The following is a 17556-nucleotide window of genomic DNA, read 5'->3' on the forward strand; positions in this document are numbered from 1 at the left end:
GATGCGCCGCCGCCTGGTCGTCATGCTCAAGGAACCGCACCCGGGGCGGGTCAAGACCCGGCTGGGCCGCGACATCGGCCTGACCGCCGCCGCCTGGTGGTTCCGGCACCAGACCGCCGCGCTGCTGCGGCGGCTGGAGGATCCGCGCTGGGACCTCGTGATCGCGGTCGCGCCGGATCGCGAGGGGCTGGCAAGCCGCGTCTGGCCGGCGCATCTGCCACGGGTGCCGCAAGGCCGGGGCGACCTGGGCGCGCGGATGGCGCGGATCTTGCGGGCTGGCCCGCCGGGGCCGGTATGCATCGTCGGCGGCGACATTCCCGGCATCACGCCCGCGCATGTCTGGCGGGCCTTCCGGGCGCTGGGAGACCACGACGCGGTGTTCGGACCTGCGCCCGACGGCGGCTACTGGCTGGTGGGACTGCGCCGCACCGGGCGCATCCCGCCGGGACTGCTAATGGGTGTGGCCTGGTCCACTGATGCAGCGCTGGCCGGCTCGATCGAAAGCCTGCGCGGACTGCGCGTCGCGCAGGTCGATACGCTCAGGGACGTCGACACCGCCGCCGGCCTGCCGCGAGGAAAGCCCGCAAGGGCTTGAAGAGCGGCGCGCCTCCGCCCTGACGGGCGTCTTCGCAGGTGACGCCCCCCGCGGCCCGTGCTAGGCGAGGATCATGAGCAAGCTGCCGACCAAATCCGAGATCCTCGACTGGATCGCCGACAACCCGACGTTGTCGGCCAAGCGCGACATCGCCAAAGCCTTCGGCATCAAGGGCGCCGCGCGCATCGACCTCAAGCGCCAGCTGAAGGAACTCGAAACCGAGGGTCACCTGGAAAAACGCAAGAAGACCTACCGCGACCCGGACCGCCTGCCGCCGGTAAGCGTGCTCGAAGTCAAGGCGCCCACCCCCGACGGCGACCTTTTTGCCCGGCCGATGGAATGGCACGGCGAAGGCGTCGAACCCATCGTGCTGATCGTGCCGCGCGCCAGCGACCCGGCGCTCGGCCAGGGCGACCGCATCCTCGCGCGCCTGCAGGTGGTGCAGGAAGAAGATCACAACTACGAGGCAAGGCTCATCCGCCGCATCGGCGCCAACCCGAAGAAGATCGTCGGCATCTTCCGCAAGGGTGCCGAGGGCGGGCGCATCCTGCCCATCGACAAGGGGGCGGACAGCGAATGGGCGGTGCTGCCGGATGCCGCCGGCGGCGCGAAGGACGGCGAACTGGTCGAGGCCGAACAGGCCGGTCCCAAGGGCCGTATGGGCCTGCCCCGCGCCCGCATCACCCAGCGCCTCGGCGATCCGTCTGAGCCGCGCGCGGTGTCGCTCATCGCCATCCACCAGCACGGCATTCCCGACGATTTCCCGGACGAGGTGTTGGCCGAGGCCGACAAGATGAAGCCCGCAGGCCTCAAGGGCCGCACCGACCTCCGCGACCTGCCGCTCATCACCATCGACCCCTGGGACGCGCGCGACCACGATGACGCCTGCTATGCCCATGCCGACGACGATCCGAAGAACCCCGGCGGCCATGTGATCTGGGTCGCCATCGCCGATGTCGCGCATTACGTCCGTCCCGGCACCGCGCTCGACGCCGAGGCACGCAAGCGCGGCAATTCCAGCTATTTCCCCGACCGCGTCGTGCCGATGCTGCCCGACCGGCTGTCGGGCGACCTCTGTTCGCTGCACGAAGGCGTGCCGCGCGCCTGTCTGGCCGTGCGCATGCGCATCGACGCCGAGGGCAACAAGATCGGGAAAAAGTTCGTGCGTGGCCTCATGCGCTCGCCCGCCTCTCTGACCTACCAGGAGGTGCAGGCGGCCATGGACGACACGCCGAACGCGCGCACCGAACCGTTGCTCGACGACGTGATCCGCCCGCTCTACGCGGCCTATGCCGCCCTGCGCGACGCGCGCGAGCGGCGCCAGCCGCTGGACCTCGACCTGCCCGAGCGCAAGATCCAGCTGTCGGACGAGGGCACCGTGTCCTCTGTGAACTTCGCCGACCGGCTCGATGCGCACAAATTGATCGAGGAATTCATGATCCTCGCCAATGTCGCCGCCGCCGAGACTCTGGCGGCCAAGAAGACGCCGCTGCTCTACCGCGTTCACGAGGAACCACCGCCCGAAAAGCTCGACAGCTTGCGCGACACGGCCGAGGCGGCGGGGCTGCAGCTGGCCAAGGGGCAGGTTCTGAAAACCGCGCATCTCAACCGGCTGCTGCACGACGCCGCGGGCATGGACGAGGCCGAGCTCATCAACATGGCGACGTTGCGGTCGATGACACAGGCCTATTACAGCCCCGCGAATTTCGGGCATTTCGGCCTCGCGCTGCAGTCCTACGCGCATTTCACCTCGCCGATCCGGCGCTATTCCGACCTGATCGTGCACCGTGCGCTCATCACTGCCCACGGTTGGGGCGACGACGGGCTGAGCCCGGGGGACATCGACAGGCTCGAGGCGACCGCGACCCATATCAGCGACACCGAGCGCCGGTCGATGATGGCTGAGCGCGACACCACCGACCGCTACCTCGCCGCCTATCTCTCGGACCGGATCGGCGCGGAATTCGGCGGGCGGATCAGCGGCATCGCGCGCTTCGGCGTGTTCGTGAAGCTCGACGAGACCGGCGCCGATGGGCTTATCCCCATGCGCAACCTCGGCAACGAGTATTTCCACTTCGACCGCGACAGCGCCACGCTGATGGGCGCGGACAGCGGCACCGTCGTCACGCTGGGACAGCGCGTGACCGTGCGCCTGACCGAAGCCGCACCGGTGACGGGCGGCATCGGGCTGGAGCTTCTGACACTGGAAAACGAGGCGATGCCAGAAGGCTCCGGGCGCGGCGGCGGGTCGCGCCGAGGCCGCGGAAAGAGCGGCGCCCCGAAACGCAAGCTGGCCCGCGCGCGCAAGAAGGACGCCAAGACCAAGGTCAAGCGCCGCCGCGCGAAAAAGGGCTGACACGCTTCGGCAGAACGCCGCGCGCTCCGCTCGCGCCACTTTGCGTGTGGCCGGATTCGCGGTAAGCTCTCTGCAAAACAACAGAGCAGCAGGTAAATCCCATGATCACGCGGTGCCTTTCCGGGACGCTGATTTTGCTATTGGTGGCCCCCGCCCTTCATGCCGAAGCGATAGACACATCGCTCAAGCCGCAGCGTCGGCCGGCGGCCGAGGTCAGCCGCAACGCCGCGGATCTGACCACGGTGCCCGCGCCGGCGCGCACCGACATCCGGCCCGAGGCCCGGCCCGCGCAGCGCGCTGCCGCAAAACCGGCCCCGAAACCGGTCGCCACGGCAAGCGCCGCCGAGGCCGCGGCCTTTGCCGTTTGGGTCCGCAACTTCCGCCGCCGCGCGCTGGCGCAGGGCGTGTCGCCCGGAACCCTCGACCGCGCCTTCCGCGATGCAGTCTACGACCCCGACGTGATCGCGCGGGACCGCAACCAGGCCGAATTCACCAAGCCGATCTGGGACTACCTCGCCTCCGCCGCCTCGGACAGCCGGATCGAGAACGGCCGCGCGGCGCTGGCGCAACACCGCGCCGTTCTGGACCGGATCGAGGCACGCTACGGCGTCGACAAGGAGGTCGTGGTCGCGGTCTGGGGCATGGAATCCGCCTATGGCGCGCATCGCGGCACCAAGCCGGTGATCGGATCGCTGGCGACACTGGCCCACAACGGACGGCGCGGCGCGTTCTTCGAAGAGCAGCTGATCGCGGCGCTGAAAATCCTGCAGAACGGCGACACCGCGCCAGAAACCATGACCGGCAGCTGGGCCGGAGCGATGGGGCACACGCAGTTCATCCCCACCTCCTACGAGGCGCTGGCGGTGGATTTCACCGGGGACGGGCGGCGCGACATCTGGTCGGACGATCCCACCGACGCGCTGGCTTCGACCGCCGCCTATCTCGCCCGCTACGACTGGAAGAAAGGGCAACCCTGGGGCGTCGAAGTGCGCCTGCCCGACGGCTTCGACTACACCAGCGTCAGCAAGAGCAACACCAAGATGCCAAGCGCCTGGGCGCGGCTGGGTGTCGTCGGCATGGACGGGCGCGCGGTGCCGGATCACGGCCAGGCGGCGGTGTTCCTGCCCGCGGGCTCACGCGGTCCGGCCTTCCTCACGTTCCGCAATTTCTCGGTCATCGCGCGCTACAACAACGCCGATGCCTATGTGATGGGGGTGGGCCACCTTGCCGACCGGCTGCGCGGAGCCGGGCCGATCCGGGGCGACTGGCCCACCGACGACCGCACTCTGAGCTTCTCGGAGCGCAAGGAACTGCAGCAACGCCTGACCGCGCAGGGCTTCGCCACCGGCGGCGTCGACGGCCGCATCGGGCCGCGCAGCACCGCCGCGATCCAGGACTTCCAGACGGCGCTCGGGCTGATCCCGGACGGCTTCGCCTCGCTCAGCCTGCTGGAGCGGCTGCGGTAGTCTAGCCGCAGCTTCCGGCCATGCAATCCTCGACGGTCTGCTGCTGCTCCGGCGTCGGGTCGGTATAGACCATGCCCGGGCACGGGCTGATGTCGAGCGTCAGTTCCGCCGCGTCCTGTTTCAGGAACACGATATGGCGCTGGCCGGTCTCGATCCGGGCGCACCACGGACCGATGCAGTTCAGGCGCAGGGTGATCTCCGTCTCGACAGGCCGGTCAAAGCCGCCGCGGCCGAGCATCTGGCCGGACAGCCGCGCGGGCACGGAAACGCCCTCCGGCCCGACGCTGTCGCCCGCCATCGGGCCGGGCAGCGCCGCCGGATCGAAGTCGATGCGCCCCAGCGCCACGATGTAGCGGTCCTCCGACGCATCGGCCCGGGCGAAATCCTCTGCGATCTCAGGCACCATGCAGGACAGCGCCGCCGCCTGCTGCGCAGCGCAAAAGGCCGCGACCAGGGCGACCGCGCGGATCACAGCCGGTCCTCGAAGGCGTTCAGCACGAGTTGGTAGACGGCGCGCTTGAACGGCACGATCTGGCCGACGAGTTCCGACGGCGGCAGCCAGCGCCATTCCGAAAACTCCGGATGATCTGTGTCGATGTTCACCTGGTCGTCGCGACCCTTGTAGCGCAGCAGGAACCACTTCTGCTCCTGTCCGCGAAACCGGCCCTTCCAGATCCGCGGCACGAGGTCGTGCGGCAGATCGTAGGGGATCCAGTCAGGCGTTTCGGCCTCGACGGTCACAAGCTCGGCGGGCACCCCGGTTTCCTCCCAAAGCTCGCGCAGCGCGGCAGCGCGCGGGTCTTCGCCGGGATCGACGCCACCCTGCGGCATCTGCCAGGCCGCCGCGTCGGTGTCGATGCGCTGGCCGACGAAGACATGGCCGTCCGCGTTGGCCAGCATGACGCCGACGCAGGGGCGGTAAGGCAGCTTGGCGATGTCTTCGGGTGTCATGCGAAACCTCGATCGTGGGCGACGGAAAATTCGAATTTTCCGGATCGTTTTCCTCGAGGAAAACGACGGCGAGGCACCTTTGCACCTGGCCGCCGGGCGCCCGGAAAATTCGAAATTTCCGGGCCGTTTTCCTCGAGGAAAACGCGCGGGGGCGAAGCACGCCTCCCGCAAGAGCTCATTGGTCGTTGGGACCGAGTGCCGTGAGGCCCTTGAGGATGTCGATGGCATAGGCCAGCTGGTAATCCTCTTCGCGCAGGGCCGCGGCGGCTTCGGCCTTTTCGCGGTCTTCTTCGATCTGGCGCGCCTCGTCCTCGGTCAGGCTGTCGTTGTCGAGCCGGCCACGCAGGTCCGCTTCGGAGCGGCTGGCGCGGGTGGTGCCCTCCTCTTCCTCGTCCGCGGCCTCGGCAGGGCGGGGCTGTTCGACCACGATGTCAGGCGACACGCCCAGCGCCTGGATCGACCGGCCGGACGGCGTGTAGTACCGCGCGGTCGTCAGCCGCATTGCGCCGTCGCCGCGCAACGGCATCACCGTCTGCACCGACCCCTTGCCAAAGGACTTGGTGCCCACGACGATGGCGCGGCGGTGGTCCTGCAGCGCGCCCGCCACGATCTCGGACGCCGAGGCCGAACCGCCGTTGATCAGAACGACGATGGGCTTGCCCTGGGCCAGGTCGCCGGGCGTCGCGTTGTAGCGATCGCCGTCGACCGGGTCGCGCCCGCGGGTCGAGACGATCTCGCCCTTTTCCAGGAAGGCGTCCGAGACGCGGATCGCCTGAGTCAGCAGTCCGCCCGGATTGTTGCGCAGATCCAGGACAAAGCCGTTGACCTGGTCGATGCCGCCCGCGGTCTCGACCTGCTCTGCCAGTCCCTCCTCGAGATTCGGGAAGGTCTGGTCGTTGAAGGTGGTGACGCGCAACACGACCGTTTCACCCTCGGTCCGGGTCCGCACGGCGGTGAGCGTGATCGTGTCGCGGATGATCGACACGTCGAAGGGTTCGGGCATGTCCTCGCGCACCACGGTGATGATGATCTCGGACCCCACGGGGCCGCGCATCAGGTCCACCGCCTCGTCGAGGTTGAGGCCCAGCACCGACTCGCCGTCCACATGAGTGATGAAATCGCCCGCCTCGATCCCGGCCTCGTCGGCGGGGGTGCCGTCTATCGGCGACACGACCTTCACGAAGCCCTCTTCCTGCGTGACCTCGATGCCGAGGCCGCCGAATTCGCCGCGCGTCTGCACGCGCATGTTGTCGGCATCGTCCGGCGACAGGTAGCTCGAATGCGGATCGAGCGAGGTCAGCATGCCGTTGATCGCCGCCTCGATCAGCTCGCCTTCCTCGACCTCTTCGACATATTGCGCGCGGATGCGTTCGAAGATGTCGCCGAAGAGATCGAGCTGTTCGTAGACGCTGGTGGACCGGGCGCTTTCCTGCGCCAGCAGGGGGCCGACGAATTGCGTGGTCGCGACCACGCCGGCCAGAGTGCCGCCGAGCGCGGCCATCACGAATTTCTTCATCTAGATCATCCCTTGTCGCTTGCGAACCACGTCAGTGGATCGACGGGCGCATCGCCCTGCCTCACTTCAATATAGAGCGTTTCGGACCGCTGAGTTCCACCCCTTTCACGCTCCGGAGACCGGATTTCGCCGATGTCCGGATCGGTACCGCCCATCAGTCCGATCGGTGCGCCTTCGGCCAGCACCTCGCCGGCGGTGCCGAAAGCCGTGTCGAGCCCTGCGAAGACGAAGAGTAGATCGGCCTGCGGCTCGATGATAGTTACAATTCCGTAATCCAGTAGAGGCCCGGCGTAGCGCACGGTCGCCGCGGTCGGGCTGGTCACCAGGGCCCGCGGACGCGTCGCCAAGAGGATGCCCGGACGGGTCACCCCGGCGGCGTCGGCCTCTCCGGCCCGGCGCAGCAGCTGGCCCGCGACCGGCAGCGCCAGGGCGCCCTTGCGGCTGTCGATGGGCGGCAGGGGATCGCTGTCATCGACGCCGTCCACGGCAATCTCGCTCAGCCCGCTGGCAAACCCTTCGAGCGTTTCGGTGGCGGCGATGAGGATCGCGGTGCGCACCGGATCCTCGGTGAAGCGCCGCGGCAGGTCGATGCGGTCGGCCAGCGCCTGGCTCAGTTCGGTGCGGGCCTCCTGCACGCCGCGCAGCCCGTCCTGCAGCGTCGACACCGCGTCCTGTTGCAGACGGCGCAGCGTCGTCACCTCTTCGAGATCGGCGCGCAACCGCTCCGCCTGCTCCGCCAGCCCCGGCGTCACCGCGGCGACGAGCATGCCGGCCCGCGCCGTGCCCACCGGTCCCGCCGGATGCAGCAAAGTCTGCGGCGCCGCGGCGCTGCCGATGCCCTGCAACACGCCCAGAAGCTGCGCCACCTCGCCGTCCTGCGCCGCGAGCTTGCGGCTGAGTTCGGTTTCCCGGATCGCCGCATCGCGCAGCCCGCCACGCATGGCGCCCAGCCCCGCCTCGTAGGCGCGCACGGTCTCGGTCAGCGCCGCCACGCGGTCGCGGGCGCTACTGGCCCGGTCGAGCTGCGCGCTCGCCGCCTCGATCTGGCGGGCGGCGGCGCGGGCGGCCTCGGCCGCCTCCTGCGCCGGTACGGCGGTGGCCATGAGGGCCAGGAGAAACGCCGCCCGGATCATCGGATCAACAGGCTCTGGCCGGTCATCTCGTCAGGCTGCGGCAGGCCCAGCAGCGACAGCAGCGTGGGCGCCAGATCCGCCAGCCGCCCGTCACGCAGCTGCACGCCCTCGGGGCCGCCGAACAGGATCACCGGCACCGGGTTCAGCGTATGCGCCGTGTGCGGCCCGCCGGTCTTGGGGTCGACCATGGTTTCGCAATTGCCGTGGTCGGCGGTCACGATCATCGCGCCGCCGCATGTCTCGAGGGCCGCAACGACCTGCCCAAGTCCCTGGTCCACCGCCTCGCAGGCCTTGATCGCAGCGCCGAGGTCGCCGGTATGGCCGACCATGTCGGGGTTGGCGTAGTTGGTGACGATAAGGTCATATCCGTGGTCGATGGCTTCGAGGAATTTCCCGGTCACCTCGCCCGCCGACATCTCGGGCTGCATGTCGTAGGTCGCCACCTTGGGCGACTTGGGCATGAAGCGGTCCTCCTGCGGCTCGGCCACTTCCTTGCCGCCGTTGAGGAAAAAGGTCACATGCGGGTATTTCTCGGTCTCGGCCAGCCGGAACTGCGTCAGCCCGTGCGCCGCGACCCAGGCGCCCAGCGTGTTGACGATCTTCTCCTTCGGATAGGCGGTGGCCATGTAGGCGTTGTGGGCGTCGGAATATTCGACCATGCCCAGCATCGTGGCGAGGTCGGGCGCGTCGCGCTCGAACCCGTCGAAGCCCGGATCGCCGATGGCCGCGAGAATTTCCCGCGCCCGGTCGGCGCGGAAGTTGAGGCAGAAAAACCCGTCGCCCTTGGCCACACCAGCGTAGTCGCCGACCACCGTGGCCGCGATGAATTCGTCGCTCTTGCCCTTGTCGTAGCTTTGCTCGACCGCCGCGACGGCATCCTCGGCGACAGCCACCCCCTGCCCGCCGATCATCGCGTCATAGGCGGTCTTCACCCGCTCCCAGCGGGTGTCGCGGTCCATGGCATAGTAGCGCCCGATCACCGTCGCGATCCGCACCGGCGCCGCGTCGGTCAGTGCGTCCACCCAACCGGCAAGGTCCTTGACGAAGCCCGCAGCGCTGTCCGGGGCCACGTCGCGCCCGTCGGTGATCGCGTGCAGCGCCACCGGCACGCCGGCCTTTGCGATCTTGTAGACCGCCGCCTTGATATGGCTGATATGCCCGTGCACCCCGCCGTCGGAGACAAGGCCCATCACATGCGCGGTGCCGCCGCTGTCCTTCAGCCTGTCGATGAAGTTCAGGATCCCGGCGTTGTCGAAGAACGATCCGTCCTCGATGGCAAGGTCGATCTGCCCGAGGTCCATGGCCACGATCCGCCCCGCGCCGATATTGGTGTGCCCGACCTCGGAATTGCCCATCTGCCCGGTCGGCAGCCCCGCATCGGGACCATGGGTGATGAGAGTCGCATTGGGGCAGGTCGCCATCAGCCGGTCCATCGTCGGCGTCTCGGCCAGCGCCGGCGCGTTGGCGCGGGTGTCGGGGTTGAGACCCCAACCGTCGAGGATCGTCAGGACGACTGGCTTGGGGGTGGTCATGCTGCGCTCCGCCTGCGGACTGGTTGCAGGCGGTTTAGCAGAGGTGTGCGGGGATGTGGAGGGGGATGACAAGCGGCTTTTCCACCCCGCGCCCGAAAGGCGCCATCGCCGGTCCGCGGGGTGGCGATCCAACCGACGCGCCTCTCGATTCATCCCGGCCATACCCGGATGACGCCGACACGGCGTGCTGACGTCACCAAGTTGCCGACCCATGGGCGGGCCGGCGATGGCGCGGCGGCCTGCGGCCTTATTCCGCGCTGTGGTGTTTCGCCGTGTAGGCCTCGGGGTCCGTAGTCCGGCACCTACCCCTGCAACGCCTTCACCACTAGTTCGCCCTCTTCGCGTTCCTTCATTGCCAGCGCGGCGGCGTGGGAGCCGGCGGCGGTGGTGAAGTACGGGATCTTGTCGTAAAGCGCGACGGAGCGGATTTCGCGGCTGTCCTCGATGGCGGCGGCGCCTTCGGTGGTGTTCATCACCAGCTGGATGCCGCCGTCCTTCATCAGGTCCACCACGTTCGGGCGGCCCTCGTAGACCTTCTTGACCCGGGTGCAGGGAATGTCGTTGGCCTCGAGGAAATCGGCCGTCCCGGCGGTCGCCACGATGGAAAAGCCGAGATCGCGCAGGATCGTGCCGGTCTCGACCAGCTGCGGGGTCTTGTCCTCGTCCTTGATCGAGAAGAACACCGCGCCATCGTGCGGCAGGTGCGTGCCCGCGCCCATCTGCGCCTTCAGGAAGGCGCGGGGGAAGGACCGGTCCCAGCCCATGACCTCGCCGGTGGAGCGCATCTCGGGCCCCAGAATGGTGTCGACGCCGGGAAAACGGGCGAAGGGCAGCACGGCCTCTTTCACCGAGAACCACGGCATGTTCGGATCGGCCAGCGTCATCGGATCGGCCAGTGGCAGCGTGGTATCGTAGTCGGCATTATCGGGGTAGGGCGCGCGCAGAGGGAAGTTGGACAGCGGCTCTCCGGCCATGATCCGGGCGGCGATGGAAGCTATGGCGCTGTCGGTGGCCTTGGCGACGAAGGGCACGGTGCGGCTGGCGCGGGGGTTCACCTCGATCAGGTAGACCTCGCCGTCCTTGATGGCGAACTGCACGTTCATCAGGCCCACGACGTTCAGGCCCAGCGCCAGCGCACGGGTCTGGCGCTTGATCTCGTCGAGGATCTCGGGGCTCAGCGAATAGGGCGGCAGCGAACAGGCGCTGTCGCCGGAATGCACGCCGGCTTCCTCGATGTGCTGCATGATGCCCGCGACATGCACATCCGTGCCGTCGGACAGGGCGTCCACGTCCAGCTCGACCGCGCCGGACAGGTAGCTGTCCAGCAGCACCGGGCTCTTGCCCGACACGACCACGGCATCGCGGATGTAGCGTTTCAGATGCGCCATGTCGCGCACGATCTCCATCGCGCGGCCGCCCAGCACGTAGGACGGGCGGATCACCAGCGGGAAACCGATGCTGTCGGCGATGTCGAGTGCCGCCTGATCGGTGGCGGCGATGCCGTTCTTGGGCTGCTTGAGGCCCAGCTTGTTGACCAGCGCCTGGAACCGTTCGCGGTCTTCGGCAAGGTCGATGGCGTCGGGCGTGGTGCCCAGGATCGGAATGCCCTCATCGTGCAGCTCTTGCGCGATCTTGAGCGGCGTCTGCCCGCCGAACTGCACGATGACGCCATGCAGCGTGCCGTTGTCCTGCTCGACGCGCAGGATCTCCATAACGTGTTCGAAGGTCAGCGGTTCGAAATACAGCCGATCCGAGGTGTCGTAATCGGTGCTGACCGTCTCGGGGTTGCAGTTGACCATGATGGTCTCGTAACCCGCGTTGGTCAGCGCGAAACAGGCATGGCAGCAGCAGTAGTCGAATTCGATCCCCTGCCCGATGCGGTTCGGACCGCCGCCCAGGATCACCACCTTCTTGCGATCCGAAGGCCGCGCCTCGCATTCGACCTCGCCCATCATCGGCGCCTCGTAGGTCGAGTACATGTAGGGCGTCTGGGCCTCGAATTCGGCGGCGCAGGTGTCGATGCGCTTGAAACTCGCGACGACACCGGCGGCGCGGCGGGCGCGACGCACCTCCGCTTCGGTCTGGCCGGTCAGCGTGGCGAGCCGCGCATCGGTGAAACCCATCATCTTGAGCTGACGCAGCCCCCAGTCCGATGTAGGCAGGCCGGTCTGGCGGACCTCGGCCTCGGCCTCGACGATCTCGCGGATCCGGGCGAGGAACCAGGGGTCGAACATGGTGACGCCGTGGATCACGTCATCGCTTAGCCCGTGGCGCATGGCCTGGGCGATGACGCGCAAGCGGTCTGGGGTCTGCTGGCTCAGCGCCTTGACGATGGCGGCATGATCGGCGTCGCTGTCGTCAAGGCCGGGAATGGCGATCTCGTCGAAGCCGGAAAGTCCCGTCTCCATCGACGCCAGCGCCTTCTGCAAGCTTTCGTGGATGGTGCGGCCGATGGCCATGGCCTCGCCCACGGACTTCATCGCGGTGGTCAGGTGCGGCTCTGCGCCCGGGAATTTCTCGAAGGCAAAGCGCGGGATCTTGGTGACCACGTAGTCGATGGTCGGCTCGAAGCTCGCGGGCGTGACCTTGGTGATGTCGTTGTCGAGCTCGTCCAGCGTGTAGCCCACGGCGAGCTTCGCGGCGATCTTGGCGATCGGGAAACCCGTGGCCTTGGACGCCAGCGCCGAAGAGCGCGACACACGCGGGTTCATTTCGATCACCACCATGCGGCCGTCTTCGGGGTTCACAGCCCACTGCACGTTGGACCCGCCGGTTTCGACCCCGATCTCGCGCAGCACGGCGATGCTGCCGTTGCGCATGATCTGGTATTCCTTGTCCGTCAGGGTCAGCGCCGGGGCGACGGTGATCGAATCGCCGGTGTGCACCCCCATCGGATCGACGTTTTCGATGGCGCAGACGATGATGGCGTTGTCGGCACGGTCGCGCACCACCTCCATCTCGAATTCCTTCCAGCCCAGCAGCGATTCGTCCACCAGGATCTGGTTGACCGGCGAGGCGTCCATGCCCGAGCGGCAGTAGTACTCGTAATCCTCGCGGTTATAGGCCACGCCGCCGCCGGTGCCGCCCAGCGTATAGGCGGGGCGGATGATCGCGGGCAGGCCGATGTCCTCAAGCGCCTCCAGCGCCAGCCGCACGCCTTCCTTGAGGTCGGCGCTGCCGTTTTCCTTCTTCGGCGCGGTGATGATCGTGGCCTTGGGGTTTTCCAGACCGATCCGGTCCATCGCCTCGCGGAACAGCTTGCGGTCCTCAGCCATCTCGATCGCTTCGCGGTTGGCGCCGATCATCTGCACGCCGAATTTCTCGAGCACGCCCATTTCCTCGAGCTTGAGCGAGGTGTTGAGCCCGGTCTGCCCGCCCATCGTCGGCAGCAGCGCGTCGGGGCGTTCCTTCTCGATGATCTTGGCCACGACCTCGGGGGTGATCGGCTCGATGTAGGTGGCGTCCGCAAGCTCCGGATCGGTCATGATCGTGGCCGGGTTCGAGTTCACCAGGATCACCCGGTAGCCTTCCTCCCGCAGGGCCTTGCAGGCCTGCGCGCCGGAATAATCGAATTCGCAGGCCTGCCCGATCACGATGGGTCCGGCGCCGATGATCATGATGGATTTGATATCGGTGCGTTTGGGCATGGCGGACCTCGTTTCAGCAGATGGCAGCGCGCGGGCGGGGGTGCGCAAATTGTTGCGGGTTATAGGCATGTCGGCCCTGCACGCAAGGGCCGAATGGCGAATCCCGGCCTGTCGACGACACCGGGCGTGCTTTGGCCCCGCGACGCCCGCAGTTCGGGCGTTGGCCGGCCTCCACACGGCCTTGGCGGGCGGCCCGTGTCAGTCCAGATTGCGCGCCCGTTGAGTCCAAACTAGCGTGCTTACATGGCGATCCCGGTCGAAACCTTTCTGCTGCGCCCCGATCAGGAGGGCACCCTTCAGGCGCGCATCCAGCAGATGGTCGCGACCGGCATCCTGTCGGGGCGCTTCCGGCACGGCGAAAAGCTGCCCTCGACCCGGGCGCTGGCGGCGCATCTGAGGGTCAGCCGGATCACCGTGACGCTGGCCTATACGGAACTTCTGGCCAACGACTATCTCACCGCGCGGGGCCGGTCGGGATACTTCGTGTCCGACAACGCCCCCAGTCCGCCGCGCTTTGCCGCGCCGAAAGAAACGGCCGAGACCGACAGCGCCACGCGCGTCGACTGGACACGCGCCCTCGGCCAGCGGTTCTCGGGCGGCGCCGGGCTGGTCAAGCCGCAGGACTGGGCGCGTTACCGTTACCCGTTCATCTACGGCCAGACCGATCCGACGCTCTTCGACCATGCCAACTGGCGGCTCTGCGCGATCCAGGCGCTGGGAACCAAGGATTTCGGCGCGCTCACCGGCGACTACTACGACCAGGACGACCCCAAGCTGATCGAGTTCATCGCCCGCCACACGCTGCCGCGCCGCGGCATCCTGGCCGATCCGCCCGAGATCCTGATGACGCTGGGCGCGCAGAACGCGCTTTGGCTGACCGCGCAGGTGCTGCTGAACCAGCGGCGGCAGGCGGCGGTGGAAAATCCCTGCTACCCGGCGCTGCGGGATATCCTGACACAGGCGCGCTGCCGGCTCGCACCGGTGGCAGTGGACGCAGCCGGGATGCGGCCCGATGCGGTGCCCGAAGGCACCGACGTAATCTTCACCACGCCCAGCCACCACTGCCCCACCTCCGTCACCCTGCCGATGGTCCGGCGCGAGGCGCTGCTGGCGCGGGCGCGCCAGCTCGACGCGCTGATCGTGGAGGACGATTACGAATTCGAGACGGCCTACCTGAAACCGGCGATGCCGGCGCTCAAGTCGCTCGATCCCGATGGGCGTGTGATCTACGTGGGCAGCTTTTCCAAGTCGCTTTTCCCCGGCCTGCGGCTGGGCTACCTCGTGGGCAGCGCCGCCTTCATCCGCGAGGCGCGGGCGCTGCGTGCCTCGGTGCTGCGGCATCCGCCGGGGCACATCCAGCGCACCGCCGCCTATTTCTTGAGCCTTGGCCATTACGACGCTCTGATCCGCCGCACCGCCCGCGCCTATACCGAACGGCGCGCGGTCATGGCGGCAGCACTGGCGCGGCACGGCCTGACGGTCGCGGGACAGAGCGATCACGGCGGGTCGTCCTTCTGGATCGAAGCGCCCGAAGGCATCGACACCGAAGAGCTGGCGCGGGACCTGCGTGCGGACGGCGTGCTGATCGAACCCGGCGCGCCGTTCTTCAGCGGCGCCGACACGCCGCGCAATTTCTTCCGGCTGGCCTACAGTTCCATCCCGGCCGCCCGCATCCCCGACGGCATCGCTCTGATCGCGAAGGCCATCACAGAGCGAAGCAGCGCCTAGAGCGACGCCGCGACCCGGAAGCCTTCGGGAATCTCCGCCTGCCCCTCGAGCACCAGGTCGGCCATGACCTCGGCCACCTTGGGCGCCATGCCGAAGCCGATCTTGAAACCGCCGTTGGCGATGAAATGACCCGGCCGGTCGGGCCATGCCCCCAGCATCGGCGCGCGGGACCGGGCGCGCGGCCGCACCCCGGCCCATCGCGCGATCACCGGCGCATCGGCCAAAGCCGGCACCGCCGCCACCGCCCGCGCCCAGAGCGCCTCGCACTGGCCGTCGACCGACGCGGGGTCGTCGAACTCCCGCTCGGAGGTGGAGCCCACCGCCACGGTGCCATCGGCATGCGGGATAATGTGCAGCCCGTCGACAAAGAGCTGCGGCACCTCCCCCGCGTCGTACCGCGCCAGCACTGCCTGCCCCTTGACCCCGGCGCCCACGGTCTTGCACAGACGCTCCGACAGGTCGCGCAACCCCAGCCAGCCGGTCGCCCAGACCACCTCGCCCGCATCCTCTGCCTCGGCCAGAACGGGCACGCCGCGCGCAGCCAATGCCGCGACCAGCGCATCGACGGCCCGCCGCGGATGCAGCCGCGCGCTCAAGCTGTCGCGGATGAGCCAGCCAGTCGGGCTCTGCGGCGCCCAGCCCCCGGCGGCCTCGATCACCTCCCAGACCGCGCGGCCCTGCCAGAGCGCTTGCGCGCCTGCCGTCCGGGCGCGGGCCAAACCCAGCGCCCTGTCGTCGGCCACCGGTTGCAGGCGCCCCAGCCGGCCATAGCCCGCCGAAACACCGCCCGCGGCCTCGACCTCGGACCAGAAGGCCTCAGCCATCAGCAGGCTGTCGAGCTGGAACGCCTTCTTGTCGTTCCAGTTCTCCGGCACGTGCGGCGCAAGCGCCCCGACGACCCCGCCGCTCGATCCGGCGCCGGCGCCGAAGGGGTCCACCACCTGCACCCGTGCGCCGCGCCGCGTGCAGGCCCAGGCCACTGAAAGGCCGAAAATGCCCGCGCCGCGCACCGTCACGTCGATCCTTGCCATTCCCGGCCCACCTCTTCATCTTCGCGCCAAGGCTTAGAGTATCCCGCCATGACCGACCAGAACCCGCTTGACTGGCGCGACGGCCGCGTGCCCGTCTCGACCCGCTTCGACGACCCGTATTATTCGCTTGACGACGGTTTGGCCGAAACGCGGCACGTGTTCCTGGCGGGCAACGGCCTGCCGGAACGGTTCCGTGACGGGTTCCACGTGGCCGAGCTGGGCTTCGGCACCGGGCTGAACCTGCTGGCCGTGCTGGACCTGTGGCGCCGCAGCGGGCAGACGGGCCGCCTGCGGTTCACCACCTTCGAAGCCTTCCCGCTGGCGGCAGAGGACATGATCCGCGCGCAGGCGGCCTTTCCGGAACTGGACGCGCTGGCCGCCGAACTCGCCCCGCAGTGGGGTCCCGTGCGGTTCGACCTGCCGGACCTGCGCTTCGAGATGATCACCGGCGACGCGCGGGCCACCCTGCCGCGCTGGGACGGCACCGCCGATGCCTGGTTCCTCGACGGCTTTTCCCCCGCGCGCAATCCCGAACTGTGGGAGCCGGCGCTTTTGCACTCCGTCGCAGATCACACGGCACCCGGCGGCACGGCGGCGACCTATTCCGCCGCCGGCCACATCCGCCGGGCGCTGGATGCGGCGGGGCTTGTGACCGCGCGCCAGCCGGGATACGGGCGCAAGCGACACATGACCACCGCCCGGAAGGCCCCTGCATGACCCGCAACGACACCCGCCTCGGCGTCTGGCTGATGGTCGCCACGACCTTCGTCTTCGCCATGCAGGACGGCATTTCCCGTCACCTCGCCGCGGAATACAACGTCTACATGGTGGTGATGATCCGCTACTGGTTCTTCGCCGCCTTCGTGATCTCCATCGCGCGGCGTCAGGCGGGCAGCGTGGCCGCCGCCGCGCGGACGTCGCAGCCGCTGGTGCAGGGCTTCCGCGCAGCGCTCCTGACGCTCGAGATCATGGTGATGGTGTTGGCCTTCGTCTACCTCGGGCTCGTCGAAAGCCACGCGGTCTTTGCCTGCTACCCGTTGCTGATCGCGGCGCTGTCGGGCCCGGTGCTGGGCGAGCATGTGGGCTGGCGCCGCTGGGCCGCGATCGGCGTCGGGTTCGTCGGCGTCATCATCATCCTGCAACCCAGCGGCGGCGTGTTCTCGCCCTACGCGATCATCCCGCTGATCGCGGCGCTGATGTTCGCGCTCTACGGCCTGCTGACGCGCTACGTCGCGCGCAAGGACACGGCGGCGACGTCGTTCTTCTGGACAGGCACCGTGGGCGCGGTCGTCTCGACCCTGATCGGCATGTGGTTCTGGGAGCCGATGACCGCAGCCGACTGGGGCTGGATGGCGCTTTTGTGCGTGACAGGTGCGACCGGGCATTACCTGCTGATCAAGACCTATGAGGTCGCGGAGGCGAGCGCCGTGCAGCCCTTTGCCTATCTGCAGCTGCCCTTTGCCTCGGCGCTCGGCCTCGTCGTCTTCGGCGAAACCCTGCGCCCGAACGTGGCGCTGGGGGCGGCACTGATCGTGGCGGCCGGGCTCTTCACCCTGGCACGGGCGCGCAGGAAAGCGCAGGGCTGAGGCCGATCCGTAGGG

General features: G+C 68.4%; 13 protein-coding genes. 6 read left to right on the plus strand and 7 right to left on the minus strand.

The window, feature by feature from the left end; genetic code table 11:
- Position 1: 1 nt before the first annotated feature.
- The 3 genes from DU478_RS02385 (at position 2) to DU478_RS02395 (ending at position 4417) form a co-directional block, all read left to right on the plus strand.
- On the plus strand, positions 2-595 hold the full coding sequence (locus DU478_RS02385) for a TIGR04282 family arsenosugar biosynthesis glycosyltransferase (RefSeq protein WP_114509343.1): 594 nt from the start codon (positions 2-4) through the stop codon (positions 593-595).
- 73 nt (positions 596-668) lie between these two features.
- On the plus strand, positions 669-2951 hold the full coding sequence (gene rnr, locus DU478_RS02390; protein WP_114509344.1) for a ribonuclease R: 2283 nt from the start codon (positions 669-671) through the stop codon (positions 2949-2951).
- A gap of 101 nt (positions 2952-3052) precedes the next feature.
- Positions 3053-4417, plus strand: coding sequence for a lytic murein transglycosylase (locus DU478_RS02395; RefSeq protein ID WP_114509345.1), 1365 nt, complete (start codon positions 3053-3055; stop codon positions 4415-4417).
- Position 4418: 1 nt separating this feature from the next.
- Here the strand turns inward: DU478_RS02395 and DU478_RS22835 are convergent, their stop codons facing one another.
- From DU478_RS22835 to carB, 6 genes are all read right to left on the minus strand, one after another.
- Positions 4419-4889 carry a hypothetical protein gene (locus DU478_RS22835; protein ID WP_158545726.1) on the minus strand — a complete coding sequence of 157 codons (471 nt, stop codon included), beginning with the start codon at positions 4887-4889 and terminating at the stop codon, positions 4419-4421.
- Positions 4886-5368 carry an RNA pyrophosphohydrolase gene (locus DU478_RS02405; RefSeq protein WP_114509346.1) on the minus strand — a complete coding sequence of 161 codons (483 nt, stop codon included), beginning with the start codon at positions 5366-5368 and terminating at the stop codon, positions 4886-4888. The genes DU478_RS22835 and DU478_RS02405 overlap by 4 nt, the downstream gene beginning before the upstream one ends.
- A 175-nt stretch (positions 5369-5543) precedes the next feature.
- On the minus strand, positions 5544-6884 hold the full coding sequence (locus DU478_RS02410; RefSeq protein WP_114509347.1) for a S41 family peptidase: 1341 nt from the start codon (positions 6882-6884) through the stop codon (positions 5544-5546).
- 5 nt (positions 6885-6889) lie between these two features.
- Positions 6890-8017: a murein hydrolase activator EnvC family protein gene (locus DU478_RS02415; protein WP_114509348.1), complete on the minus strand. Its 1128-nt coding sequence runs from the start codon at positions 8015-8017 to the stop codon at positions 6890-6892.
- Positions 8014-9549: a 2,3-bisphosphoglycerate-independent phosphoglycerate mutase gene (gene gpmI, locus DU478_RS02420; protein WP_114509349.1), complete on the minus strand. Its 1536-nt coding sequence runs from the start codon at positions 9547-9549 to the stop codon at positions 8014-8016. Before gpmI ends, DU478_RS02415 begins: the two co-directional genes overlap by 4 nt.
- A 302-nt stretch (positions 9550-9851) precedes the next feature.
- Complete coding sequence (carB, locus tag DU478_RS02425; RefSeq protein ID WP_114509350.1) at positions 9852-13196, minus strand: carbamoyl-phosphate synthase large subunit; 3345 nt, start codon at positions 13194-13196, stop codon at positions 9852-9854.
- Between the two features lie 243 nt (positions 13197-13439).
- Here carB and pdxR point away from each other — a divergent pair, with 243 nt between their 5' ends.
- A complete protein-coding gene (pdxR, locus tag DU478_RS02430; protein WP_114509351.1) occupies positions 13440-14924 on the plus strand; it encodes a MocR-like pyridoxine biosynthesis transcription factor PdxR in 1485 nt (494 codons plus the stop codon).
- On the opposite strand, the gene DU478_RS02435 is transcribed toward pdxR, so the two are convergent.
- Positions 14921-15955: an NAD(P)/FAD-dependent oxidoreductase gene (locus DU478_RS02435; RefSeq protein ID WP_114509352.1), complete on the minus strand. Its 1035-nt coding sequence runs from the start codon at positions 15953-15955 to the stop codon at positions 14921-14923. The genes pdxR and DU478_RS02435 overlap by 4 nt on opposite strands.
- A 48-nt stretch (positions 15956-16003) precedes the next feature.
- Between DU478_RS02435 and mnmD the strand changes: the two genes are divergently transcribed.
- Positions 16004-16672, plus strand: coding sequence for a tRNA (5-methylaminomethyl-2-thiouridine)(34)-methyltransferase MnmD (gene mnmD, locus DU478_RS02440; RefSeq protein ID WP_114509353.1), 669 nt, complete (start codon positions 16004-16006; stop codon positions 16670-16672).
- A complete protein-coding gene (locus DU478_RS02445) occupies positions 16669-17541 on the plus strand; it encodes a DMT family transporter (protein WP_114509354.1) in 873 nt (290 codons plus the stop codon). Before mnmD ends, DU478_RS02445 begins: the two co-directional genes overlap by 4 nt.
- The last annotated feature ends 15 nt before the right edge of the window (positions 17542-17556 follow it).

It is taken from the genome of Thalassococcus profundi (genome assembly GCF_003344785.1).
In the GTDB taxonomy this organism is placed as follows: domain Bacteria; phylum Pseudomonadota; class Alphaproteobacteria; order Rhodobacterales; family Rhodobacteraceae; genus Puniceibacterium; species Puniceibacterium profundi.

Bases quoted from the DNA above. Each gene is read 5' to 3' on its own strand.
- DU478_RS02405 (WP_114509346.1), bottom strand. From the start codon at position 5,368: ATGACACCCGAAGACATCGCCAAGCTGCCTTACCGCCCCTGCGTCGGC.
- mnmD (WP_114509353.1), top strand. From the start codon at position 16,004: ATGACCGACCAGAACCCGCTTGACTGGCGCGACGGCCGCGTGCCCGTC.
- DU478_RS02445 (WP_114509354.1), top strand. From the start codon at position 16,669: ATGACCCGCAACGACACCCGCCTCGGCGTCTGGCTGATGGTCGCCACG.
- rnr (WP_114509344.1), top strand. From the start codon at position 669: ATGAGCAAGCTGCCGACCAAATCCGAGATCCTCGACTGGATCGCCGAC.
- DU478_RS02385 (WP_114509343.1), top strand. From the start codon at position 2: ATGCGCCGCCGCCTGGTCGTCATGCTCAAGGAACCGCACCCGGGGCGG.
- DU478_RS02435 (WP_114509352.1), bottom strand. From the start codon at position 15,955: ATGGCAAGGATCGACGTGACGGTGCGCGGCGCGGGCATTTTCGGCCTT.
- DU478_RS02395 (WP_114509345.1), top strand. From the start codon at position 3,053: ATGATCACGCGGTGCCTTTCCGGGACGCTGATTTTGCTATTGGTGGCC.
- carB (WP_114509350.1), bottom strand. From the start codon at position 13,196: ATGCCCAAACGCACCGATATCAAATCCATCATGATCATCGGCGCCGGA.
- DU478_RS02415 (WP_114509348.1), bottom strand. From the start codon at position 8,017: ATGATCCGGGCGGCGTTTCTCCTGGCCCTCATGGCCACCGCCGTACCG.
- DU478_RS02410 (WP_114509347.1), bottom strand. From the start codon at position 6,884: ATGAAGAAATTCGTGATGGCCGCGCTCGGCGGCACTCTGGCCGGCGTG.
- pdxR (WP_114509351.1), top strand. From the start codon at position 13,440: ATGGCGATCCCGGTCGAAACCTTTCTGCTGCGCCCCGATCAGGAGGGC.
- gpmI (WP_114509349.1), bottom strand. From the start codon at position 9,549: ATGACCACCCCCAAGCCAGTCGTCCTGACGATCCTCGACGGTTGGGGT.